General features: G+C 70.5%; 21 protein-coding genes and 1 pseudogene. 10 read left to right on the top strand and 12 right to left on the bottom strand.

The window, feature by feature from the left end; translation table 11 throughout:
* Positions 1 to 319: 319 nt before the first annotated feature.
* Positions 320 to 1,528 carry an MFS transporter gene (locus VF106_RS36860; protein WP_330844586.1) on the bottom strand — a complete coding sequence of 403 codons (1,209 nt, stop codon included), beginning with the start codon at positions 1,526 to 1,528 and terminating at the stop codon, positions 320 to 322.
* 370 nt (positions 1,529 to 1,898) lie between these two features.
* A complete protein-coding gene (locus tag VF106_RS36855) occupies positions 1,899 to 3,356 on the bottom strand; it encodes a flavin-containing monooxygenase (protein WP_330844585.1) in 1,458 nt (485 codons plus the stop codon).
* A gap of 47 nt (positions 3,357 to 3,403) precedes the next feature.
* Between VF106_RS36855 and VF106_RS36850 the strand changes: the two genes are divergently transcribed.
* A complete protein-coding gene (locus VF106_RS36850) occupies positions 3,404 to 4,003 on the top strand; it encodes a TetR/AcrR family transcriptional regulator (RefSeq protein WP_330844584.1) in 600 nt (199 codons plus the stop codon).
* A gap of 93 nt (positions 4,004 to 4,096) precedes the next feature.
* The gene (locus tag VF106_RS36845) at positions 4,097 to 4,519 is read left to right on the top strand and encodes a hypothetical protein (protein WP_330844583.1); all 423 of its coding nucleotides are present in this window, start codon (positions 4,097 to 4,099) and stop codon (positions 4,517 to 4,519) included.
* Positions 4,520 to 4,645: 126 nt separating this feature from the next.
* Here the strand turns inward: VF106_RS36845 and VF106_RS36840 are convergent, their stop codons facing one another.
* From VF106_RS36840 to VF106_RS36825, 4 genes are all read right to left on the bottom strand, one after another.
* Entirely contained in the window at positions 4,646 to 4,867 is a 222-nt protein-coding gene (locus VF106_RS36840; RefSeq protein WP_330844582.1) for a DUF3618 domain-containing protein, read from the bottom strand.
* A gap of 91 nt (positions 4,868 to 4,958) precedes the next feature.
* Complete coding sequence (locus VF106_RS36835) at positions 4,959 to 6,395, bottom strand: GTPase (protein ID WP_330844581.1); 1,437 nt, start codon at positions 6,393 to 6,395, stop codon at positions 4,959 to 4,961.
* Between the two features lie 64 nt (positions 6,396 to 6,459).
* Positions 6,460 to 8,313: a dynamin family protein gene (locus VF106_RS36830; protein WP_330844580.1), complete on the bottom strand. Its 1,854-nt coding sequence runs from the start codon at positions 8,311 to 8,313 to the stop codon at positions 6,460 to 6,462.
* A gap of 93 nt (positions 8,314 to 8,406) precedes the next feature.
* Entirely contained in the window at positions 8,407 to 10,209 is a 1,803-nt protein-coding gene (locus VF106_RS36825) for an IniB N-terminal domain-containing protein (protein ID WP_330844579.1), read from the bottom strand.
* A gap of 276 nt (positions 10,210 to 10,485) precedes the next feature.
* Here VF106_RS36825 and VF106_RS36820 point away from each other — a divergent pair, with 276 nt between their 5' ends.
* From VF106_RS36820 to VF106_RS36810, 3 genes are all read left to right on the top strand, one after another.
* Positions 10,486 to 11,874 (top strand): Hsp70 family protein, encoded by a 1,389-nt coding sequence (locus tag VF106_RS36820; RefSeq protein WP_330844578.1) that lies wholly within the window; start codon positions 10,486 to 10,488, stop codon positions 11,872 to 11,874.
* A complete protein-coding gene (locus tag VF106_RS36815; RefSeq protein WP_330844577.1) occupies positions 11,871 to 14,312 on the top strand; it encodes a helix-turn-helix transcriptional regulator in 2,442 nt (813 codons plus the stop codon). Before VF106_RS36820 ends, VF106_RS36815 begins: the two co-directional genes overlap by 4 nt.
* A 122-nt stretch (positions 14,313 to 14,434) precedes the next feature.
* The gene (locus VF106_RS36810; protein WP_330844576.1) at positions 14,435 to 15,031 is read left to right on the top strand and encodes a TetR/AcrR family transcriptional regulator; all 597 of its coding nucleotides are present in this window, start codon (positions 14,435 to 14,437) and stop codon (positions 15,029 to 15,031) included.
* Here the strand turns inward: VF106_RS36810 and VF106_RS36805 are convergent.
* Entirely contained in the window at positions 15,002 to 15,259 is a 258-nt protein-coding gene (locus VF106_RS36805; protein ID WP_330844575.1) for a YciI family protein, read from the bottom strand. The two genes, VF106_RS36810 and VF106_RS36805, sit on opposite strands and share 30 nt — an antisense overlap.
* Before the next feature lie 57 nt (positions 15,260 to 15,316).
* Here VF106_RS36805 and VF106_RS36800 point away from each other — a divergent pair, with 57 nt between their 5' ends.
* Entirely contained in the window at positions 15,317 to 15,958 is a 642-nt protein-coding gene (locus VF106_RS36800; RefSeq protein ID WP_330844574.1) for a Crp/Fnr family transcriptional regulator, read from the top strand.
* A 23-nt stretch (positions 15,959 to 15,981) separates the two neighbouring features.
* On the top strand, positions 15,982 to 16,479 hold the full coding sequence (locus VF106_RS36795) for a GNAT family N-acetyltransferase (protein ID WP_330844573.1): 498 nt from the start codon (positions 15,982 to 15,984) through the stop codon (positions 16,477 to 16,479).
* Here VF106_RS36795 and VF106_RS36790 read toward each other — a convergent pair.
* Both VF106_RS36790 and VF106_RS36785 read right to left on the bottom strand, forming a co-directional pair.
* Positions 16,466 to 16,930, bottom strand: a complete 465-nt coding sequence (locus VF106_RS36790; protein ID WP_330844572.1) for a hypothetical protein — start codon at positions 16,928 to 16,930, stop codon at positions 16,466 to 16,468. The two genes, VF106_RS36795 and VF106_RS36790, sit on opposite strands and share 14 nt — an antisense overlap.
* On the bottom strand, positions 16,927 to 17,379 hold the full coding sequence (locus VF106_RS36785; protein ID WP_330844571.1) for a hypothetical protein: 453 nt from the start codon (positions 17,377 to 17,379) through the stop codon (positions 16,927 to 16,929). Before VF106_RS36785 ends, VF106_RS36790 begins: the two co-directional genes overlap by 4 nt.
* A 34-nt stretch (positions 17,380 to 17,413) precedes the next feature.
* On the opposite strand from VF106_RS36785, the gene VF106_RS36780 reads away from it, so the two are divergent.
* A complete protein-coding gene (locus VF106_RS36780) occupies positions 17,414 to 18,484 on the top strand; it encodes a helix-turn-helix transcriptional regulator (RefSeq protein WP_330844570.1) in 1,071 nt (356 codons plus the stop codon).
* A gap of 55 nt (positions 18,485 to 18,539) precedes the next feature.
* On the opposite strand, the pseudogene VF106_RS36775 reads toward VF106_RS36780, so the two are convergent.
* Together VF106_RS36775 and VF106_RS36770 are read right to left on the bottom strand one after the other, a co-directional pair.
* Positions 18,540 to 19,484, bottom strand: a pseudogene (locus VF106_RS36775) (MFS transporter); the annotation flags it as partial.
* A 17-nt stretch (positions 19,485 to 19,501) separates the two neighbouring features.
* Positions 19,502 to 20,683 carry an FAD-dependent monooxygenase gene (locus VF106_RS36770; protein WP_330844569.1) on the bottom strand — a complete coding sequence of 394 codons (1,182 nt, stop codon included), beginning with the start codon at positions 20,681 to 20,683 and terminating at the stop codon, positions 19,502 to 19,504.
* Positions 20,684 to 20,745: 62 nt separating this feature from the next.
* Between VF106_RS36770 and VF106_RS36765 the strand changes: the two genes are divergently transcribed.
* Positions 20,746 to 21,291: a TetR/AcrR family transcriptional regulator gene (locus VF106_RS36765; RefSeq protein WP_330844568.1), complete on the top strand. Its 546-nt coding sequence runs from the start codon at positions 20,746 to 20,748 to the stop codon at positions 21,289 to 21,291.
* Between the two features lie 381 nt (positions 21,292 to 21,672).
* Here VF106_RS36765 and VF106_RS36760 read toward each other — a convergent pair whose 3' ends face one another.
* A complete protein-coding gene (locus VF106_RS36760) occupies positions 21,673 to 22,536 on the bottom strand; it encodes an exodeoxyribonuclease III (RefSeq protein ID WP_330844567.1) in 864 nt (287 codons plus the stop codon).
* A 110-nt stretch (positions 22,537 to 22,646) separates the two neighbouring features.
* Here VF106_RS36760 and VF106_RS36755 point away from each other — a divergent pair, with 110 nt between their 5' ends.
* On the top strand, positions 22,647 to 23,069 hold the full coding sequence (locus VF106_RS36755; protein WP_330844566.1) for a DUF3574 domain-containing protein: 423 nt from the start codon (positions 22,647 to 22,649) through the stop codon (positions 23,067 to 23,069).
* Positions 23,070 to 23,085: the final 16 nt, after the last annotated feature.

The following is a 23,085-nucleotide window of genomic DNA, read 5'->3' as shown; positions in this document are numbered from 1 at the left end:
CGCTTGCCCGGACCCATCGTGGGCGGTGAAGCTCATGGGCGAACGTCCTCCATCGGTGCCACATACGAGTGTGCCCCGAACGAGCCGAAAACCAACGGACTGTGTGGACCGCTAGCATGCCACTGCACGTTTGTGGGTTTCTCACCCGGTGACGCCATTCGGTACCTACCCCGTCCCCCGCGGGAGGTGAACTGTGATGTCCGATCGCGATCTGTGATGTTCTGCCGCCGAACTCATGCAGGATACGACCAGTTCAGCTCTGGTCTTCCCCACCAGGAGGTGAACCGTGATGATGGACCGCGATCTGTGATCACCTGAGCTATCCGGACGGTAGTGTGTTCAACCGCGTCAAGCCCGCGGACTCCGGCTCGACCCGGTTCAACCGAGCCCAGGCGACCGCGGCGGGAATCGCGATGAGCACACCAAGAACGCCAGCCAGGGCAATCGTATTTGTAGCCGAATCAATACCCTGTGCTACCGCGCCGCCAATTGCTACGCCGATTCCCTGCGATACTCGAAGGCCCGTTCGAATGATGCCGAACGCTCCTCCCCGAATATCATTCGGAACGAGGGAATTGAACGTCGCACTGACGGTGATCTGATACGCGCCGAACATGCCCGCGATCGCGAGCATCGCCAGCGCGAACACCAGGTTGGGCTGGAACGCGAACCCGATCAGGGTGGCGGACGCTCCTGCCGCGAGCACGCCCATCACCCGAACGCGGTGATGCGCGGCCACGAACCGTGACAACAGGTACACCCCGACAACGAACCCGAGCGGGTCGGCCGCGAGCAGCCAACCGACCGCCGCGTCGGACTCGCCGAGCTCCCTGGCCAGCGGGGCCACCAGTCCTTCTGGGATGACCACGAGACCGACCAACCAGGACAGTGTCAGCAGGACACGCATGCGGCTGCGCCCGAACACCCATCGGGCCGCGCCGAACCAGCCGTCTTCCTTGCTGCCGGCGATCTGCCGTTCCTTGACGAACCGGGCGATCAGGATCGCGCTGACTCCGAACGTGATCGCGTTGGCCGCGAGCGCCCAGCTGGCGCCGATCGCGACCACCAGCATGCCGCCGCCGGCCAGACCGAGCAGCATGATCGTGTTCGTGGTGATGCCGCGCAGGTCCTGGCTACGCAGGTACAGCTCGTCGTCGGTGAAGATCTCCCGCGTCATGGCGTTCTGCGCGGCCGCGGACGGCGCCTGGACGAGCCCGACCCCGAGGACGAGCGCGCACAGCAGCGCGATCGGCATGCCGGGGATGGCCATCAGACCGACCAGCAGTGCCTGGACCAGCGCGCTCACGACCATGAGCCTGCGGCGCGGGAACCGGTCGGCGAGCTGGGAGAGGCCGAGCCCGCCGATGAGGGCGGACAGGAACGTCAGCGCGTACATCAGCGCGGCGAGCAGCGGGGAGCCCGTGCGGTTGTAGACGAGGATGGTCAGCGCGACCTTCGCGAGCTGGTCACCGAAGACGGACTGCGCCTCGGCGAACCAGAGCGCGCGGAACTCGGTCACCGCAAGCACAGCGGTGAACCCCGGCGTTCCTCGGCTCAACGTCAACCCCCGTGTCGACCTTGTGTGGCAGATCTCGCCTGGTCAGCGACGAATCACGCTGCCTCGCCATCCGCCGCCCGCAAGGCGAATTCTCGACACCCGCGGTGCTCGGTCAACTACCTCATCGCCCTTTGTGAATGATGCTGTTCGGTCATCATCACGTCGCTCAGAGTACCGGGCCCGGTGAGAACCGTGGGCATCGGAGGATGGTCCCACGCTGTTCCCAGATGCCAGATATCCACCGCTTGGTGTGTTTTCTCGCCAGTTTACGCAGGTGAAGAAGGGTGCTCACACCAAACGGGTGGTTTCTTTCCCAGACTGAACACGCTATGAACACAACTCAGCCGACCAGCTCGAACGTGGACGGGTCGAGTGTCCTGGTGCGCAGCCAGTAACGCCACGCGAAGCCGGGCCAGATGGCTCTGTTCACGCCCCGTGAGTCGAGGTACCAGCTCCGGCAGCCACCCCGCGTCCACACGCCGCCGACCAGCCTGCGCTGGATGTCCGACTGGAACTCGGCCTGCGCGCTCTCCTTCGTGTCGAGCGCCGCGGAGCCGGTACGGTCGGCCAGCGCCATGGCCTGCGCCACGTACCTGATCTGCGACTCGATCATGAAGACGACCGAGTTGTGCCCGAGCGCGGTGTTCGGGCCGAGCAGGAAGAAGAGGTTCGGATAGCCGGCGACCGTGATGCCGAGGTGGGTGTGGAGGCCGTGCCGGCGCCACTCCTTCGCCAGGTCGCGGCCGTCGACGCCGGTGATGTCGAGGTGGTACTCGGACGCGTCGGTGACGTGGAAGCCGGTGCCGTAGATGATCGCGTCCGCCCGGTGCTCGACCCCGTCGCCGTCGACGATCCCGCCCTCGGCGACCGCCGCGATCCCGGCCGTGTTGACCGTGACGTTGTCCCTGTTCAGGGCCGGGTAGTAGTCGTTGGCCAGCAGGATCCGCTTGCAGCCCATCAGATAGTCGGGGGTGAGCTTGCGCCGCAGCTCCGGGTCCTGGATCGTCCGCGACATGTTGGCGAGGGCGGCCCGCGCCAACAACCGCATCAGGCGCGGGTGGCCGTTGAAGCCGAGCGCGCGGGCCTCGAGCAGCCAGAAGATCAGGTCGCGGTAGAGCCGCTGCACGCCGGGGACCAGGCGGAACAGGGACCTGGCCCAGCCCGGCACCGGATGGTCGGCTTTGGGGATGATCCACGGCGGGGTGCGCTGGAAGATCGTCAGCTCGGCGACGTCGGGCGCGATGCGCGGGACGAACTGGATCGCGCTGGCGCCGGTGCCGACCACGGCGACGCGCTTGCCCGTGAGGTCGTAGTCGTGGTTCCAGCGGGCGGAGTGGAACACCTCGCCCTGGAAGCGCTCGATGCCGGGTAGAGCCGGGATGTTCGGCACGTGCAGTGCGCCGATGCCCAGGACGAGGAACCGGGCCGTGTACTCGCCTGCGCTCGTGGTGACGTGCCAGCGCAGCTCGTCGGAGTCCCAGCGGGCGGCTTCGACCTCGACGCCGAAGCGGAGGTGCTCACGGAGCCGGTACCGGTCGACGATGTCGCGCAGGTACTGCCAGATCTCCGGTTGCGCGGAGTAGGACCTGGTCCAGCTCGGATTCTGGGCGAACGAGAACGAGTACATGTGCGACTGGATGTCGCAGGCGCAGCCCGGGTAGGTGTTGTCGCGCCACGTTCCGCCGACATCGTCGGCCTTCTCCAGTACGACGAAGTCGTCCCGGCCGTCCCGTTTGAGCTGGATGGCCATGCCGAGGCCGGAGAAGCCGGCACCGATCACCACGGTATGGAACTCCATGCCGCAATACCTTACTGCGAGTAGGTTACCTCCGGTAGGGTCGAGCCGTGACGCCCACCAAGGAAAAACGGCGACGAATGCCGCGCGCGGAGCGCGAGCGGCAGATGATCGAGGTGGCGGAGGAGATCTTCGCCGAGCGCGGCTACCTGGCCACCTCGATGGACGAGGTCGCGGAGCGGGTCGGCGTCTCCAAGCCGATGATCTACGAGTACTTCGGGTCCAAGGAGGGCCTGCTCGTCGCCTGCATCCGGGCCGCACGCGCGGAACTACTCAACGTGACACTCGCGTCGGTCGAAGGAGTGGCCTCGGCGGAGGAGGGGTTCCGGCACGGGCTCAGGGCGTTCTTCGAGTTCACCGACTCGCACCGGCGGTCGTGGAAGCTGATCCAGGCGGAGGCGGCGGTGGCGGGTCCGTCCGCCGTGTCCGAAATCGAGGCGGTGCGCCAGCAGCAGACCGCGGTCAACGCCACTCTTTTCGAGTCTTTCTTGCCAGATGTGCCGCACAATGAGTTGGTGGCGTACGCGGAGATGGTCGTCGGGGCGTGCGAGCGGCTGTCCCTGTGGTACGTGCAGCGCGACGACGTCTCGGCGGCGGACGCCGCCGAGATGGTGATGCGAACGGTCTGGTTCGGGCTACGTCCGAATTAGCCACGCAGGGTCACCGCTGATCGATTATGGTCAGCTGAACATGCCCGTCCGCCAGGGGGGTTGGGTGGGCGAACAGAGGGGCGGGAGACAGACATGGCTGACCCGATCGAGGCGCACTACACCCCGGACGGGGACGACTGGACGATCGCGGTCAAGGGCCGCGGAAAGACGCTGACCGGCAGAGCACCGGGCCTCATCGCGGCGCGCGACCGGGCGGACCAGCTGGTGGAGCAGCTGACCTCCGACGAGTCCGGCCACAAGACGGTGGTCCACCTACTGAACGGCGACGCGGTCGAGTTCACCACGGCCTACCTGACGGCCCGCCTGGCCCGAACCGACGAACCCGCGCCCGTGGAAGAGCCCGAGACCGACCAGCCGGCCGAACGCAAACCGGCGGCCACCGCGGTCCCGTCCCCGGCCAAGCACACCGACACCGAACGCCCACGCCCAAAGCCGACCCCGGTCCCGCGCAAGGCCGCCCAACCAGCGGAAACCCCCAAGGCCACCGGCAGCTAAACCCGCGAGTCGCGCTCTCGGCCCCCTGAGTTGCGTTTTCGTGTACGCCTCGGGTGTTCCCGAAAACGTAACTCGCAGGGGCCGAACGCGAGACTCGCCGGGGCTGAACGCGCGACTCGCGCGGTGTCAGCGGAAGAGTTTGCGGATCAGTAGTAGGACTATCAGGGCGGCGATGCCGATCAGGGGGTACTTGACCTTGGGGGAGGTCAGGGTGCTTGCCGCGCCGGCCTTGGCATCGTCGACCAGCTTCTTCGGGTTCGCCTTCGTGCTCAGCTGGTCCAGCGTGGACGCGAGCGCGTCCCGCGCCTGCTCGATCTCCCGCTGGATGGTGTCGGGGTCGCGCGCCACGGTTCCTCCCTCGAACATGTTGAGGCAGCCCAACTTAGTTCACCGGGCACCGCCCGCGAGCATCGCCACCCTGCTCGGCGCGGCAAAAGACTCAGTACCGGGTCAGTTGGGCGACCATGCCCTCACAGCTGCGGACCACGATGCGCGCGGCCCGGCGCTGGCCGGTGCCCAGTGCCTTGTTCGCCGCCTGTTCCTGCCAGCGACGCAGGGCGTCGGACACGGCGTCGTGCAGTTCGTGGCCCGAGGCGTCGCGGGTGAAGCCGAGGCGTTCCGGCAACGCGGTGCCGACCCCGCCGACCAGGCGTCGGGCCTCGTCCGTCAACGCGTCCGGCAGGGTGGTGCGGCCGCCGTGCAACGCCGCGAGCAGCCGCAGCTCGCGGAAGTCGTGGGCGCTCACCACCAGCGCCTCCAGCGCCGACACCAGCCGCCGCGCGGCCGGGCGTGGCTCCATCCGCAGTACGACCTCCATGGCCAGCAGCGCCGACCTGGCCTTCAGCACGTCGTGGCGATCGGTGAAGCACTGCCGGATCGACTCGCGCAGCTCGTCAAGGCCGCTGCGGGTCACCAGCTCCTGCGACAGCGACTCGACCGTGGCGAAGCCCTGCCGGATCAACGTCGTCACCAGACGGATCCCGAACATCCCGAACCGGTCGAGCAGCGCGCTCCTGGTCCGGGCGTCGAGGCGCAGCGGCACGACCTCACCAACGAAGCGGTCCGCCGACACCAGCGCGATCTCCAGCTCCCGGCGCGCGGCCGCGGCCAGCACCTGAAGCGACGCCAGCTCGTCCGTCGTCAACGTCCGGCCGGCCTGGGCGAGCAGGCTCGAGACGGCGATCGCGTTCTGGCACAGCCCGGACAGCGCGACGTCCGACCGGTACCGCCGGGCCAGCCGCTTCGCCGAGGTAAGCGCGTCGATCCGGCCACCGCCCACCTCGTCGGCACGGGACAGCACGACGATCGAGTTCACCGGCGTCTCCCGCGCGATCGGGTGGTCCTGCAGCGACTGCAGGAACCCGACGTCCGTCGCGTGGAACTGCCGCATCAGGTACAGGACGGCGTCGGCGTCGAGCGAGATCCGCGAGGCGGCCTCGGACGGTTCGACGCCGGGCGTGTCGATCAGCGTCAGACCACGCAGCGTGCGCGACGGCCAGTCGACGATCACCCGGTCAATGCCGTCGGACCGCCACCCTTCCAGGTCGATGTGCAACCGCCCGCCCATGCGTGCGGCCGGCACGTCCCTGGGCGGCGCCTGCGTCGGGTACACCTGGGCCCTGGGGTTCGCCCCGCCCCGGTACCAGGCCAGCACCTGGCTGCCCTCCTCGACGGACAGCGGCGCGACCTCCTCGCCCACCAGCGAGTTCACCAGGGTCGACTTGCCGACCTTCGGCTGACCGGCGACCGCCACCCGGAGCGGCTCGGCGAGCCGGTCGAGGTGGCGGCGCAACCAGTTCACGGCACGCGGGCTGTCTCTGTACAGCTCCAACGCGTCCAGCATCATGCCGTGCGCGCGCTCGGCCAAACTGCTCACGAAACCCCCTCACCCACTCGCGGACTCCGTCCTGAACAACGATCGTTCGCTCCGCGAGGTCCGCTTACGCCGTAAGTTCCTTCGGCGGCGGGGCCTGACCGACCAGCGCCTGGATGCGCCGGTGTAGCACGACGAGGCGGTCCACCTCGGCCGTGATCTCCTGGCTGCGCCTGCGGCGCTCCGCGAGCTCGGCCTCGGCGGCCCGCTTGGCGGCGTTGGCCTGCTCGGCGATGCCCGTCTGCAGCCGTTCCACCACCGCCTGGAAGTGGTCGCGGAGCTTGCGCTGCACCTGCCGCGTGGTGTCCTTGCTGGCCTTGCCGTAGGACAGGAAGAAGTCGTCGACGTACCGCTGCGCGGTCGACTTCGCCACCGCCTGCCGCCGCTTGAGCCGGCCGGACCGCTCGTCCCAGATGCTCTTCGCGCCGAACGCGGCGCCCGCGCCGAGCGAGATCGGGTTGATCAGCGGCATGCCGGCGATCGTGGTGGCGAGGCCGAACATGAGCAGGCCGCCGTACGACCCGCGCAGACCGACGAACAGCTGCTGGCCGACGGTGAACTTCTCCACCCTCGGCGGTTCGAGCCCGCCGACGTGGTCCATCAGCCCGTCGGTCGCGAACTCCTCCGGCACGGCCTCCTCCAGCGCGACCTGCCGGGCGATCTTCTCCGCCACCCACTGGAACCGCTCGACGAGCCACGCGAAGTTCACGTCCGCGGTCTCGACCAGCGCCTCCCGCAGCCACTCGGCGAAGTCGTCCCACGTCCGGGCCGGGTCCGCCGCGTCGAAGAACTCGTCCGCCGCCCGGACGATCTTGCGGGTGCGGTCGCGCAGGTCATACTCGACGTCCGACATCAGGTCCGCGACCTCGTCCGACAGCATCGTCTGCCAGCGGGAGGTACGCCGGCGCAGCTCGTCGAGCCGGTGCTGCGCGGCGCGGTACTGCGTCTGTGCCCGCCCCTGTTCCCCGCTGCGGATCTCCGTCAGCGCCTCGGTCAGTGGACCCATCAACGCCTGGGTGGCCTGCGCGGTCATCATCGCGGTGGCCCCTCGGTAGATCACGTCGCTGTTGCCGAGCACGTCCTTCGACAGCGTGCGCACGAGCTCGCCGAACCCGGACTCCTCGTTGAGCTGCTTGTCGCCGGTCTTCGCAGCGGCGAGTCGCACCATCGCGGACACCGGCACGACCTTGACCCGAAGGCCCGCGGCGGCGAGACGGGCCCGGTTTCGTTCGGCGACGGCACGCCAGCGCGGCACGATGTCGATTTTGGTGAGGACGACGGTGACCACCGGGCACAACGTGCACACCTGCTTGAGCAGCTCCAGCTCGGAGCCGCACAGCTCGCCGGTGGCGTCGGAGATCATGAGCACCGCGTCGGCGGTGGCCAGCGCGGCGAGCGTGCTGGCGGTGCGCAGCGGGCCGCTGCCGTTGACCGCGGGCGTGTCGATGAGCACGAGACCGGCGGCGAGCAGCTCGCGGGGCAGGCCGACCTCCGCGTGGATCTCCGCGTCGGCGCGCTGGCTGACCAGCGCCCGCGCGGCGACCTCTTCGACCGGCACGGGGATCCTCGTGGGCTCGTTCGACGTCCCGATCGCGCGCCGGCCGGACGTTGGCACGTCCGTCACGAGAGCGGCCGTGGCCGTCGGCGAATGCGTTACAGTCGTGGGCGTGATTGTGGTCACATCGTCACCCACGGCGCACACTTCGGCGTTCACGAGGGCGTTGACGAGCTGACTTTTACCCTGGTTCGGCTCGCCGATCACAGGCACCCGGAGCTTCGGCTCAAGGAGTAACGAACGTCTTTTCTCGAGCTTTCCGGCCAGGTCAGAGCGGTGATGGGTGATGCAGGCCGCGATGGTGTCGTCGAGAACGGTGAGCCAGGGCGGAGTCCTCACTCGGAAGAGTGTGCCGTGCTCAACCATCCGGGTGAAAGAGGGCCGGGGCCCACGGTGACGCGTGGGCCCCGGCCTCCTGGGGTTGGGGCTAACCCCTTCTTTCTGGGCTGAAAGGCGCGTTTACAGACCCAGGTGCAGGTCACCGAGGTGGTCGGTGACCTGGTCGAGGTGACCCGTCACACCGTCGACGACCCCACCCACTGGGGTACCGCCGACGACGTCGGTCACCGGGTTGTGCGAGACGAGGTCGGTGACCGCGCTCGTGTCGGGCAGGTTCACCGGCAGGGACGGCACGTCGACCGGGAGGTGCCCGGTCACGTCCGACACCTGCGGCAGGTCGTGCGAGCTGACGTCCGGCAGCTGCGGCAGCTCGGGGAGCTGCGGCAGCGGAAGGCCGTCGGTGGTCGGCAGGTTGGTCAGCTGCTCGGACACGAGGTCCCCACCCGTGTGGATGCCGTCGGTGACGGTGTCCGTGGTGGACTCGACGGTGTCCGTGACCGAGCTGATGCCGGTCAGGTAGCCGCCCAGGGTGTCCGCGCCCTGGTCGACACCGCCCGCCACGACGCCCGCACCGGCGGAGACGTAGTGGGCGACGGTGCCGGCGACCGCGTCACCGGTGTTGCCGAGGTGGTCGACGTCCAGGAGGTCGGCGGGGTCCGCCGGCTGGATGTCGAACTCACCGTCGGAGTTGAGCGACAGGTTGCCGAGCGGGGACTCCGCGGCGAGCGCGAGGCCCTCCGGGCCCGCGAGGGCGCCGACACCGACGTCCCCGGCAACCGTGTCGGCGCCGGCCCAGCCCCCGACGTCGCCACCGAAGTGGCCGACCAGGCCGGCGCCGAGGTCCGCGGCCGGCGTGCTGCCGGCGACAGAGCCGCCGAACTCCTCGGGTGCCAGCTTCGCGCCGGCAGCGAGGTCGCCAAACACGGTCTCGGTGTGGCTCGACACCGTCGGCGCGCCACCCTCGTTCTCGTTGTTCAGCACGGCCGCGGTGGCCGTGTCGATCGGGTCCGTGTCCGCCTCGACGCTGATGACGCCCGAGACGCTGTCCGTGAAGGCGGTGACGTCGCCGAGCGGCGTGTCCAGGGACGGCACGTCGAGCGGCAGGTCACCCAGCGCGGGCAGACCCGTGGGAAGCCCGGTGGGCAGGTCGCCGAGCACCGGCAGCGAGCCAACGGCGGGCAGGTCACCCAGAGCCGGGAGCCCGGTCGGCAGGTCCACCGGCAGGTCGCCCAGAGCCGGCAGGCCGGTCGGGAGATCCACCGGCAGGTCACCGACGGGCAGGTCACCGACGGCGGGCAGCGCGCCAACGGCCGGCAGGTCCACCGGGAGGTTGCCACCGACGGGCAGGTCGCCGACCACCGGGAGCGCGCCCACCGAGGGCACGTCCACAGGGAGGTCGCCGACGGCGGGCAGGTCACCCAGGGCCGGCAGGTCACCGAGGCTCGGCAGGCCACCCAGCGCCGGCAGAGCGCCGAGGTCGCCGACGGCCGGCAGGTCGACCGGGATGCTCGGCAGGTCGACGGGCAGGTCGTTCAGGCTCGGCACCGGGAGGTCACCCAGGGCCGGCAGGCCGGTCGGCAGGCCAACGGGAAGGTCGCCCACGGGGAGGTCGCCCACGGGGAGCGCCGACAGGTCGGTCGGCAGGCCGTCGGCCACCAGCGGGAGGACCTCCTGCACATCGGCCGGCGTCAGGTCGGCCAGGCCGGCGTTGTTGAGGGCGCCGAGCGGGTCGGCAAGGTAGGCGGCCTTGGCGGCCTCGTCGTTGATGAGGCTCATGACGAAGTCCTGCAGGGTCCCGGGAGCGCACTCACCCGTGCCGTCGACGGCCGGAGCAGAGGTCTCGGCAGAGGCTTGGGCCGAGGCGTCCGCCGAGGCAGCGACTGGCGCCGCGGCTGGCGGCTCTTCAGGCGTGTTGGCGATCAACAAGTTCTCCTAATGCGAATTCGGTCTGGCACTCGGCGGCGGTCGGGAGCGATACGTGGGCCGACGCGGCGGTGCCGTGTGGCGACCAACATAGGAACGACCAGGGCCGGGGGACATCGGGGATCACTCCGAGTTGTCGATTCGACCCATAGGGCTAACAATGACTCACTCATTAGGGGGTTAGGGGCTAACCCGAACCCAACCGGGGGGTTGCCCTACGGGGCCTGTCCCCTGATACGACATACGCGGCTCGGACGGACGGAGGTAACGCCCGCAATGCCCTATGCCCTCGGGATCGACCTCGGCACCGCACGCACCACCGCCGCGGTGAGCCGCAACCAGCGCGACAGCTGGAGCGAGCCTGCGGTCGTGCCCCTCGACGCGGCCACCGACCAGCCGGGGGTCGCCTCCGTGCTGTACCTGACCAGCGACGACGCGGTCGAGGTCGGCGAGGCGGCGATCCGCGCGGGCGCCTCCAACCCGGACCGGGTGGCCCGTGACTTCCTCGACCGGATCGGGGACGAGGTGCCGCTGGCGCTCGGCGACCAGCACTACCCGGCCGAGACACTGGCCGCCGCGCTCGTGGCCTGGGTGGTCGACAGGGTCGAGGAACACGAGGGCGCCCCCGCGAGCCAGTTGGTGGTCACCCACCCAGTCGGATGGGGGGTGCACAGAAGGTCTGTCCTCCAGTCCGCGCTGCGTGACCTCAACCTGCCGGAGTTGACCATGCTCCCCCGGCCGGTCGCCGCCGCCGAGGCGTACGCCGCGACCGAGCGGCTCGAGATCGGGCAGGAGATCGCGGTCTACTCACTGGGCGCGAGCCGGTTCGAGGCCGCCGTACTGCGCCGCGGTTCGTTCGGGTTCGAACTGCGGTCGCACGCCGACAGCCCGGACGTGCTGGGCGGGGACCTGTTCGACGACCTGGTCGCCGAACACGCCGCCGCCGAGCTCGGCGAGCTGCCGGACGACCCGGCCGCGCTCGTCCAGCTCCGCGCCGCGTGCGTGGACGCCAAGGAGCGCCTGTCGACCGCGGTCGCGGTGACCATCCCCACGCCGCCGGGTGCCAAGAAGGCCACGGTGCTGCTCCAGCGGACGGCCTTCGACACCCTGATCCGCCCGGTCGTCGAGCACACCGTCCGGGTGCTGCAGCGGGCGATCCAGGGCAGCGGAGCGGACACGGACGCGCTGCGTGCTGTCGTCCTCGTCGGCGGCTGCGCGCACGTGCCGCTGATCGCCGAGCTGGTGACGGCCGCGGTGCGGGTGCGCGTGGTCGGCGTGCAGGACCCGGTGACCGCCATCGCCCGCGGTGCCGCGCTGGCCGGTGGCAAAGTCGCCAAGCCGACCGTGCGGGCCGAACCCCTGTCCGTGGCCCGTTCCGTCACCCCGTCGCCCGCGGTCACCGACCTGATGCGGTTCGACGACATGGTCGGAGACGTGGCCGAGGTCGGCCCGCCGCCGCCTCGGCCACCGGTCGAGATCGCGCCGCTCGACCCGCCCGCCCGGGGCCTGGCGAGACTCACCCGCCGCTCCCGCGGCGGCACCGACGTCGACGAGCTGGATCGCGAAGAACGATCCTGGGAGTTCGACGACAGCGACGAGGACAGAGAATCCAACGACCGGCCCCGCAGACGACGACGCAACCCCGACCCCGAGGACGACGAGTGACGCCGATCCTGGACGACGCCGCCGCGCGGCACCTCGACGCGCTGGCCGCCGACCAGCGTGCGCACGTCGGCATCGTCGCCCCCGGCGGGTACGGCAAGACCACGCTGCTGCACCACATCGGCGCGACGCTCGGCGCCGCCGGGACGCCCGTGCACACCACACCCGACGACGCGACCGACGGCGTGCTGCTCGTCGACGACGCCCACCTGCTCGACGACGCCGACCTCGCCCGCCTGCGGGACGTGGCGAGCCGGACCAGGCTGGTCGTGGCGGCCCGCCCGTGGCCGAGGCCGGCGGGCCTCGCCGAGCTGCTCGACCTGGTGCCGGAGCAGCTGGTGCCGGCGCCGTTCAACAAGGACCAGGTGCGGGCGTGCCTGCCGCCCGGGCGGCGCACCGACGCGCTGACCGACTTCGTGCTCGCGGAGACGGGCGGGGTGCCGGCGTTCGTCGACCGGCTGATCCGTGCGCTGGCCGAGTACAAGGGCGGCAAGCTCGAGGTGCCGGTCGCCGCGCTCGCCGAGTTCCGCGGCGAGTTCGGCCGCCTCGACGAGGACGTCCTGACCTTCCTACTGGCCGCCGACGCCGGCATCGGCCTGCACCTCGACCTGCTGGTCGAGCTGCTCGAACGGGACGCGGCGGCGGTCAGCGACATCGTGGCCGCCGCGCGAGCCACCGGGCTCGTCGGCACGGCGGGCGCCCTGTTGCCCATCGCCCGGCGGGCCATTCGCGTGCTCGTCCCGGTCGAGCGGCGGGCGTGGATGCGGCAGCGGCTGGCCGAGCTGCAGCTGGCTCGCGGCGGTCAGGTGCTGGCGCTGGTCCGGCCGCTGCTGGGCACGGGCATCGGCGGCGCGGCCGCGGCGAGGGCGTTCGAGGCGGCGGCCGCGGAGGCACTGTCCGTCGACCCGGCGCTCGCGGCCAAGCTGTACGAGGCGGCCGTCACCGCGGGCCGGCCGCCGCTGCAGGTCGGGGCGCGCCGGGCCGAGGCACTCGCGCTGGCCGGTGACCTGGACGGCGCGCTGCGGCTCGCCGACGAGGTGATCACCACCGAGGCCGCGGCGGACCGGCGGCACGCGGCCGGCGTCGCCGCGGCGGCACTCGCCCACCGGGGCCAGTTGTTCCGCAGCGCCCAGCTGTACCGGTGGTCGGGCATCGAGGAGGGCAAGCACTTCGCCACGCTCGGGCTGCTCGGCATCGGCGACCTCGCGGACGCGCGGGAGCTGCGCGCGGAGACCAAGTCCGACGGTCCGCCGACGTCGCTGTCCAGCGCGATCACGCTGATGGCCGGTGGCCTGCACGAGTCGGTGACCGGCACGCCGACGACCGCGCTGTCGATGATGGTCCGCGCCGCCGGGCTGCTCGAACCGGTCGGCCGGGGGGTGTTGCTGCCGGACAGCCCGGCCGCCCTCGGCGCCCTGCTCGCACTGCACTACGGCGAGCTGGGCACCGCGACCTCCCTGCTGGACCGGGCCATCGCGGCCGGCACCGGCGGCGCTCCGCTCGCCACCCGGCACCAGCTGTTGCGCACGTGGATCACCATGCTGCGGGGCAACCTGACCGCCGCGGCCGAGCAGCTGAACGGTCTGCGCGGCACGCACCTGGAGCCGCGCGACTGGCTGTTCGCGGTGGCCATCGAGCTGGGCGTGGCCAGGCGGGCGGGCGACACGAACACGTTGGGGCGTGCGTGGGTGCAGGCCGGCGAGGCGCTCCTGCGCCATCCCATGGACCTGTTCACGATCCTGCCCCTCGGTGAGCTGACCGTGGCCGCGGCGCGGTTGCGGGACGAGGTGCGGCTGGCCGCCCACCTGTCGCAGGCACGGACCCTGCTGTCCGGCTTGGGCGAGCCGCCGCTGTGGGCGACCCCGCTGTGGTGGGGTGGGCTGCACGCGGCCGTGATGGCCGACCAGCCGGACGCGGCCGAGCAGCACGTGGAGGCCATGGTTCGGGCGGCGGCGAAGGACGAGCAGTTCGGCATGCTGGCCAACGCCGGCCGGTGCTGGGTGGACCTGCTCGCGGGCAAGGTCGACGCGGACGCCGTCGAGGACGCGGCCCAGGGCCTGCACGCGGCCGGGTTCACGTGGGACGGGGCACGGCTCGCGGGCCGCGCCGCCACCCGCACGGCCGACCGCAAGGCCATGGTCCGGTTGCTGGACTGCGCGCGGCTGTTGCAGGGCAAGCCGGTCGCCGCGCGGCGGGCACCGGACTCGCCGGACGCGAAGGTCGCGGCACCCGAGGTGACGCTGTCCGAAAGGGAGCTCCAGGTCGCGGAGCTGGTGGTGTCCGGGTTGACCTACAAGGACGTGGGCGACCGGCTGTTCATCTCCGCGAAGACCGTCGAACACCACGTGGCGCGGATGCGGCAGCGGCTGGGGGCGTCCAGCCGCAGCGAACTGCTGTCCCGGCTGCGGACGCTCGTCGGCAGCCCGGGCGTGCGCGACTGATCGTCTCTATACTCCCGGTTCGTTGACCATTCCCCAACCGACCGGGGGAATGACCGCGCCCCGACCGAGGCGCGGGCTCGGGAACGAGGCAAGAGTCGAGCCTGCGACGAGGGAGGATGCGGATGCGCGCACCGACCCGTCGCATGCAGCCGGACGAACGGCGCGAACAGATCCTCGGCGCCGCCATCCGGCTGTTCGGCGAGCACCCGTACGCGGAGGTGTCGACCACCGAGCTGGCCCAGCACGCCGGGGTGGCCCGCGGGTTGATCAACCACTACTTCGGCACCAAACGCGACCTGTACCTCGAGGTGGTGCGCCGGCTGGTGACCATCCCCCGGTTCGCGGTCGAGCAGCTGCCGGACGGCCCGCTCGAGACACGGGTGACCGCGGCCATCGACTGGTTCCTCGACGGCGTTGCCCGGCACGGCAGAGCGTGGCTGGCGGCCGGCGGCTGGGACTCTGATGTGGAGAAGATCCTGGCGGACGCCGACGAGATCGCGACGGACCGCATGCTGGAGGCGATCGGCATCGACGGCGACGCCCAACTGCGCGCGGTGCTGCGCTCGTACGGCGGCATGGTGAAGGCGGCGTGCCGGGAGTGGTTGGTACGCGAGGAACTCAGCCGCGACCAGGTGCGGCTCATGCTCACGACCACGGTGCTCGCGCTGATCCACGAGGCGATGCCGCGTCTAGGAGACGACCAGCCGCCACTCGCGTAGCCCGAGCACTCGCACGCCTTCCGTGGTGTAGTAAGGATCCTCGGTCATCACTTTGTCTACTTCGGACATTTCGGCGTCGAAAACCAACAGCGCGCCTGAGTCGTCGGCCCATGGTCCGGCCAGCACGAGCGTGCCGTTCGCGTGCAGCTCCGCGAGCCGCTCCCGGTGGGCGGGCCGGGCCTCGAGCCGGCGCGGGTCGTCGTCGAAGGCCAGTTCCAGAACGATCATGCGGGCACGGTAGGCCGGTGCGGGCGGCCGGCGCTGTATCAGGTGATACTGCTGGTCGTGCTTGCCGACGTACCGCTTTTCCGGTTACTACCCACGGCTTCGCTCGACCGGCTGGCCGCGATGTCCGTCGTGCGGGAGGTCGGCGCGGACACGGTGGTGGCGGTACGAGGCGAACCCGCCCGGCACCTCCTGGTCGTGGAGACCGGCGGTGTCACCGCCGTGCACGAGACCGCGGCCGGGCAGCGGCGCAGGCTGGGCGAGTTCGTGGCGCCGTGCGCGGTGGACAAGGCGGCGGTGCTCGACGGCGGCGGCCACACCGCCACCTGGGTCACGACGGCACGGTCCCGGCTCCGACTCGTCCCCGCGGCGTCGTTCCTCGCGGTGGTGGACGTGCTGGCCGTTCGGGCGCACGTGTTCGCCCACCTCGCCGGGCAACTGCGGGAACGGCAGGAGGACCTGGTGCTGACGAGCTTCGCCGACGCCACCACGCGGGTGGCGGCGTGGCTCCTACGTTCCGGCGAGCCCCGGGTACGGCTGCCCGGCGCACAGCAGGGATTGGCCGAAACCCTTGGCCTGACAAGGGTTTCGGTCAACCGCGCACTGCGCACCCTCGCCTCCGAGGGGCTGGTGCGAGTGGAGCCCGGCACGGTCGTCGTGCTCGCGCCGGAGTTGCTGGCGCTACGCGTGAAATCCGGTTGACCTCCCATGCGAGGGTGATCATCGTGCTGATCAGACGAGAACGTCCCGACGACGTCGCCGCCATCGCCGAGGTGCACGCGGCCGCGTTCCCCACCGAACTGGAAGCCAACCTGGTCACGGCGTTGCGTGCGTCGGACGCGTGGCTGCCGGCCCTGTCGCTGGTCGCCGAGGAGGGCGGCCTGGTGGTCGGGCACGTGGTGTGCACCCGCGCGCACGTCGACACCACGCCCGCGCTCGGCCTCGGACCGCTCGGCGTCCGCCCGACTCACCAGAAGAGCGGTGTCGGCGGCGCGTTGATGCACGCCGTGCTCGGTGCGGCCGACGCACTCGACGAGCCGGTCGTCGTGCTGCTCGGCCACACCGACTACTACCCGAGGTTCGGCTTCGAACCCGCCGGCAACCTCGGCATCACGCCCCCGGTCGCGGAGTGGGGCGCGCACTTCCAGGCCCGCCCACTGTCCACATACGACAGCGCGATCCGGGGCCCGTTCGCCTACGCCCAGCCGTTCAACGAGCTGTAGCGCGCCTGGTCAGCTCCATGATCCAGTTGGTCTCCCACGTGCGACCCTGATCAGCGGAGAACGCCTGCTCCCACCGCGCCGACACGTCGGTGATCTCCGACCAGCGGTACCGCACCCGTACCGGCCGGCCCTCGTGCTCGTCGTCGCCGAAGAACTCGCCGACACCGTCGACGAACCGGCCGGTCACCGGCGGGCCGAGCACCCCGGGCAGGCTGGTGCTGGCCCAGTAGATCGACCACCGGTCGGCGGCAGGGTCGAAGAGCCGCACGCTCATTCCGCTGCGGCCGAGTGTCGGGAAGGTGACCTCGTCGACGTTCGCGGCGCCGTCGAACATGCGGTAGCAGACCGCGTGTGCGGGAAACACCTCCCAGTCGTCGCTGCCCACCAACCACGTGCGCAGCCGCCGCTGCGTGGAGTCCCAGCTGCCGATGAGGAAGTCGAAGTCGTTCATCGGGTGAACTCCGCTTTCCAGTTGGTCTCCCAGGTCTCGCCGCCGTCGGTGGAGAACGCCTGCTCCCAGCGCGCGGAGGTCCCAGTGATACCTGACCACCGGTAGCGGACGCGGATGGGCCGCCCGTCGTAGTCCTCCTCGCTGAAGAACTCGCCGACGCCGTGCTCGTCGAAGCGGCCGACGACCGGGGGCAGCGCGAGCTTTCCGTCACGCGAGTTCACCCAGTAGATGGACCACTCCTGGGTCTCCGGGTCGAGCAGGCGTAACGAGATCCCCTTGAAGCCAAAGCCGGGTTCGTCCACCTCGTCCACGTTGGCGGCACCGTCGAACATGCCGTAGTTCCGCATGGTGCCGTGCGAGGTCACCCACTCGTCACTGCCGCTGAGGGGCTTGACCATCTTGGTCTGCCTGGTCTGCCAGGTGCCCACGAGGAAGTCGAAGTCGTTCATGCCCGGCACGCTATGGGGCATCCACTGACATCCAATGTCAGTATTGTTCGTGCGTGCTTCCCGGATCGTCCAGTTGCTGCTCCTGCTGCAGACCAGGGGCCGGCTGACGGCCGCGCAGCTCGCCGCCGAACTGGAGGTCTCGGTGCGCACCGTCTACCGCGACGTCGAGGCACTGCACGGGGCCGGCGTCCCGCTGTACGGCGAGGCCGGGCACGCGGGCGGCTACCAGCTCCTCGACGGCTACCGGACCCGCCTGACCGGGCTCACCGAGCCGGAGGCCGAGTCGCTGTTCCTCACCGGCCTGCCCGGTCCGGCGCAGGAGCTGGGGCTCGGCGCCGAGGTCGCCGCGGCCTGGCTCAAGCTGACCGCGTCCCTGCCACCGGAGCTGCGCGACCGCGCCACGCGTGTCCAGCAGCGCTTCCACCTCGACGCGCCGAGCTGGTACGCCGAGCCGGACGACACGCCCGCGCTGGCGGACGCAGCGGACGCGGTCTGGCGGGAGCAACGCATCGAGATCCACTACCACCGCTGGCGTGCCCCGACCGAAGTAACTCGAACGGTTGACCCGTACGGCCTGGTACTCAAGGCCGGCCGCTGGTACCTCATCGCGGCAAGCAAACGAATCAGCACGTACCGGGTCTCGCAGATCCAGTCGCTGACCGTGCTCGACGAAGGCTTCCAGCGTCCGACCGGCTTCGACCTCGCCGCGTACTGGCAGTCCTACCTCGCCGACTTCGACGCGCGCCGGCACGAGGACACCGCGACCATCCGCCTCTCCCCCGACCTGCGGGAACGCCTGGTGGACTCGGTCGAGCCGGCCATCACGCGCGCTGTGGAGGAGACCGCGTCGGCGCCGGACGACGACGGGTGGGTGACCGCGGTCGTGCCGATCGAGAAGGCCGACCACGCGCACCGGCTGTTCCTCGGGTTCGGCGCGGACGTCGAGGTCCTGTCGCCTGCGTCGTTGCGGGAGCGGATCACGGCGTCGGTTGCGGCGCTGGCTCGGACCTACGCAGTCCCGGCAACGTCACCAGACACAGCGCACCGAGCAGCAGGAACGCCGGCAGCGGCACGTCGACGAGAAAACCGACCAGTGCGGTCGTGATCAACCCGCCGAGGTTGCCGGAAAGCCAGATCAACCCGGCGGCCGTGCCCTCGACGCCGGCGGCGCGGCGCTCGACGAGTTCCAGCACGATCGGCAGCGCGGGCAGCAGCGAGAACCCGATCAACGCGAACGCGACGAAGGCGATCGCCACGCCGGGCGCCACGGCCAGCAGCACACACGCGCCGGTGGTGACCAGTAACGCCGCCATCAGCACCGACCGTTCGCGGCCGCGCCGGCTCGCCCAGATCGGCACGACCGCGCACCCGAGCACGCCGGCCACGACGTTCGTGATGAGGATCAGTCCGGCTGTCTCCTCCGACACCCCGGCAGGTTCCAGCAGCGGCTGGGCGAAGGTCGACAGCGCGATGAACACCCCGAACGGGAAGAGCACGAGGAAGTACAGCGGCCGCAGGTTCGCCCCGTTCCAGGCCGCCCGCAACGCGCCGGCCGCCGCGGGCTCGACCCGGTGTTCGGCGGGGATCCGCAGCGCGGCGAGGATGGCGACGGCGGCGACCACGGCGAGCGCGGCCTGCACGAGCAGCAGCGTGCGGACGTCGTCGGCGAACACGGCCCCGAGCCCGAACCCGATGATCAGCCCGGCGAACGTGCTGGCCGACCCGACCGCGATGCCGGTCGGCCGGTCGCGCTCGGCGAGGTACCGCCCGGCGACCGCGGTGACCGCGTTCAGCACGAGCGGCTGCGCGACCGCGACGACCAGCTGACCGGTGAGCGCGGTGGCGTACCCGTCGCCGGCGATCCGGATGACCGCGCCGACCGCGACGAGCACCGCGCCGACACCCAGCCCGCCCTTGAACGAACGGTCGAGGACGATCCCTGCGGGGATCGCGAGGAGCACGTACAACAGTGGGAACACGTTCGCGAGCCAGCCGATGGCGCCGTCACCGACGCCGTAGTAGCGGGTGGCCGCGTCGGTGACGGGGGCATAGGTGACCCAGAGGACCTGTGTGACGGCCCCGAGCAGCGCGAACACCGCGATCATGGACCACCTGCTGCGTTTCATGCGGGGAAGCTTCGCACGGGGTAGTCCTTCAACGTGATCACGTTTGCGGCACGGTGGATCGGCTCGATCGCCTTGGCCATGAGCCGGTCCTTGCCGGGGAGCTTCGACAGCAGCGACAGGAAGATCATCGACAGCCTGACCTGCGCCTTGCTGGCGAGCACCATCCGCTTGATGTTCGCCGGGCCCAGCTTCTGGTTGGCGGTCACGAACTCCCGCATCGCGGACTCGTAGTTCGCGAACCCTTGTTCGTGGTGGTCGGCGGCCGCCAACTCGCCCGCCAGCACGTAGGCGCCGACCAGCGCGAGGCTCGTGCCCTGCCCGGAGGCGACCGAGGCGCAGTAGGCGGCGTCGCCGACGAGCGCGACCCGACCGGTCGACCACTGTTCCATGTGGACCTGGCTGAGGGAGTCGAGGTAGAAGTCGTCACCCAGGTTGTCGAGCAGAGTGGGCACCTCCCAGCCCTCGTCCCGGTAGCGGTCCGCCAGGTATTGACGGCCGTCCGAGGGCACCGGACCGTCGTCGGCGAACAGGAACATCGCCTTGGCCGCGGTGTCCTGGGCGGTCGAGCACACCAGGACCGTCCGGTGTGGACTGACGTAGGTGAGCTCCTCGCGGTCCAGCCCAAGGTGGTTGGGCACGCTGGAGATCGACACCCGGTAGCCGAGGTCGCGGACGTGGTTGCCGGGAAACGCCTTCGTCCTGGTCGCGGAGTGCAGCCCGTCGGCGCCGACGATCAGGTCGAAGGTGCGGGTGACGCCGCTGGCGAACGTGACCTCGCCGGTGGCCGCCTCGAGTTCCGCGATCGAGTCGCCCCAGAGGTACTCGACGCTGTCGGTGGCGTCGAACAGGAGCCGGTGCAGGTCGCCGCGAAGGATCTCGGCGTCGCCGTGGGCACGGCCGCCGAAGGTGTCACCGTCCATACTGGCGACCCGCCGCCCGGCCGAGTCGATGACGGTGCCCGCCCGCACGCCGGTGGCCCTTTCCCGGATCTGGTCGAGCAACCCCATGCGTTCGACCACGTCCAGGGCGGCTCCCCGGATGTCGATCTTGTACCCGCCGTCGCGGATGCCGGCCGCCCGCTCGACGACGGTCGGCGTGAAGCCGTGCCGACGCAACCAGTAGGCGAGGGTGATGCCCGCGACGCCGGCACCGGAGATGAGGACCGTCTTGTTCTGCATGCCATCGACTGTACAATTGTGTTAGACGTTTGTGCAAGACGTTTGTGTTGTACAGTTGTGCCATGGGTAACCGAGAGGACCTCCTGGCTGGCGCCATGCGATGCCTGTACGAGAAGGGCTACGCCCGGACCACGGCACGCGACATCGCGACCGCGGCGGGCGTGAGCCTGGCCGCGATCGGCTACCACTACGGCACGAAGGACGAGCTCCTGAACGCGGCGCTGTACCGGGCGCTGGACGAGTGGAGCGAGGACCTACGCGAGGCGCTGGCGACACGCCAGGACGCCACCCCGGCGGAGCGGTTCGAGGAGACGTGGACGCAGGTGATCAGGTCGTTCGCGGCGAACCGCCGGCTGTGGGCGGTCCAGTTCGAACTGCTGGCGCACCTGGACCAGAAGCCGGAGATGAAGTCCGCGTTCGCGGAAGCGAATCGCCAGGCACGACAAGGCCTGGCAGACCTGTTCGGCGTCCCGGGCGAGGCCGCAGGCGCGGTGTTCCAGGCACTGATCGGCGGCCTGGCAGCCCAGTGGCTCGTGGACCCGGACAGCCCACCATCAGGCCACGACCTAAGAGAAGCAATCCGCGCGATAGCCGCCTCGGTCACCTAGCCCGGCGGTCACGAACCGCGGGATGGCCGATCTGGTGTCCCGAAAGACGCGATGGGGACGTTCAACGACATGAGCGCGTCTTTCGGGACATTGCCCGCGGCGTGAGCAGCATGTTGGCCATGCCGGGTGCGCCGCCAGCACGCTTGAGCGGTGGTGACGGACGCCTTCCTCGCACGGCTGCCGGCCGGACGTCGCCACCGCACCGTGACGTCAGGCGGGTCGCTTCTCGCCCGAAACCGCAGTGGTCCACCGAGCCGCACCGCAGACCACCAAGCCCCTCGGTGGACCTGGGTCGAGCGTCTCGAGGGTGCCCTTCAGGGCGTCCGCGCGGGCCTGACCGGCCGCGTCGGTGTCCCATGGTGCCCTTCGAGACCCCCTGGGCTACTTGGCCTGCGGCAGTTTCACCGAGCCCTTCCTCGGTCCGCGCGACGAGGGCGGTGGCACGACCGGGCCGATGTCCCCGTCCGGTGCCTCGTCGAGGTCGACGATCACCGGTGCGTGGTCGCTCGGTCCGGTGCCCTTGCGCGCGTGCCGGTCGACCCACGCGGCCGCCACCCGCCCCGCGACGGGCGCGGTGGCCAGTACGAGGTCGATCCGCATCCCGAGGTCCTGGTGGAACATGCCGGCGCGGTAGTCCCAGTAGGTGAAGACCCGCTCGTCCGGCCACCGCTCCCGGACCACGTCGTGCAACCCGAGCCCCTGCAGCTCGGCGAGCGCGGCCCGCTCCGGCGGCGTGACATGCGTCTGCCCGATGTACGCGGCCGGATCGAACACGTCAGCGTCGGCAGGCGCGATGTTCATGTCCCCACACAGCATCGCCGCCGACGGACCGTCCTTCACCACATCCCGCAAGGCAGCGAGCCACGCCAGCTTGTACCGGTAGTGGTCGGAGTCCGGCACCCGCCCGTTCGGCACATACAGCGAGTGCACCCGCACCCCACCACAGGTCGCGGCCACCGCCCGCGCCTCCGGATCCGGAAACCCAGGCGCCCCATCGACCCCGACGACCACGTCGGCCAGTCCGACCCGCGACAGGATCGCGACGCCGTTCCACTGCGCCTGCCCAGCCAGCGCGAACTCGTACCCCCGCTCGGCCAGCTCGGCCCCGAGTAACTCGGCGAACGCGGCGTCGGACAGCTTGGTCTCCTGCAGGCACACGACATCGGGCCGCCGCTGGTCGAGCCAGGGCAGCAACCGGGGCACCCGCTGCTTGACGGAGTTCACGTTCCAGGTGGCGACTCTCACGGCTTCGACGGTAGCCCCACCCACCGACAATTTCCTGACAGGTGCGGGTGTCTGGCCCGTCAGGTGGGACGACCTGCGCGAAAGCGACGCTGCCCGCTTGAATGTGGCTCATGACGACACGACGCACCGCGATCGCGGGCATGGTCACCGCTTTGCTGCTGGGGCTCACTGCCTCCACCGCAGCCGCCACCGACAGCGCGGTCGGGGCGCCCGCCACCCCGGGTGAGCCGTTCAAGCGCACCGAGCTCTACTTCGGCGGCAGCCGGCCGGACGGCACGGTGATCACGCCGGCCGAGTTCGAGTTGTTCCTGGACAAGGAGGTCACCCCCGCCTTCCCGGACGGCCTGACGTGGCTGGAGGCCCACGGCCAGTGGATGGGCGGCAAGGAGGACTCCTACGTGCTGATCATCCTGTACCCGTTCGACGACAGGGGCGCCAACCGCGAACTGGAGGAGATCCGCACCGACTACAAGGAGCAGTTCGACCAGCAGTCGGTGCTGCGGGCGGACAGCGTCGAGCGCGTCTCGTTCTGAAACCCGGTCGAGTGGC

This window comes from Actinophytocola sp., from assembly GCF_036378875.1.
Lineage (GTDB): Bacteria > Actinomycetota > Actinomycetes > Mycobacteriales > Pseudonocardiaceae > Actinophytocola.
Note: the sequence above shows the minus strand (reverse complement) of the source record. Positions and strands in the feature narration are given on the sequence as shown.

Coding starts and splice junctions, on each gene's coding strand:
- VF106_RS36855 (WP_330844585.1), bottom strand. CDS start 3,356: ATGGAGTTCCATACCGTGGTGATCGGTGCCGGCTTCTCCGGCCTCGGC.
- VF106_RS36845 (WP_330844583.1), top strand. CDS start 4,097: ATGGCTGACCCGATCGAGGCGCACTACACCCCGGACGGGGACGACTGG.
- VF106_RS36830 (WP_330844580.1), bottom strand. CDS start 8,313: ATGGTTGAGCACGGCACACTCTTCCGAGTGAGGACTCCGCCCTGGCTC.
- VF106_RS36820 (WP_330844578.1), top strand. CDS start 10,486: ATGCCCTATGCCCTCGGGATCGACCTCGGCACCGCACGCACCACCGCC.
- VF106_RS36810 (WP_330844576.1), top strand. CDS start 14,435: ATGCGCGCACCGACCCGTCGCATGCAGCCGGACGAACGGCGCGAACAG.
- VF106_RS36805 (WP_330844575.1), bottom strand. CDS start 15,259: ATGATCGTTCTGGAACTGGCCTTCGACGACGACCCGCGCCGGCTCGAG.
- VF106_RS36790 (WP_330844572.1), bottom strand. CDS start 16,930: ATGAACGACTTCGACTTCCTCATCGGCAGCTGGGACTCCACGCAGCGG.
- VF106_RS36785 (WP_330844571.1), bottom strand. CDS start 17,379: ATGAACGACTTCGACTTCCTCGTGGGCACCTGGCAGACCAGGCAGACC.
- VF106_RS36780 (WP_330844570.1), top strand. CDS start 17,414: ATGTCAGTATTGTTCGTGCGTGCTTCCCGGATCGTCCAGTTGCTGCTC.
- VF106_RS36770 (WP_330844569.1), bottom strand. CDS start 20,683: ATGCAGAACAAGACGGTCCTCATCTCCGGTGCCGGCGTCGCGGGCATC.
- VF106_RS36765 (WP_330844568.1), top strand. CDS start 20,746: ATGGGTAACCGAGAGGACCTCCTGGCTGGCGCCATGCGATGCCTGTAC.
- VF106_RS36755 (WP_330844566.1), top strand. CDS start 22,647: ATGACGACACGACGCACCGCGATCGCGGGCATGGTCACCGCTTTGCTG.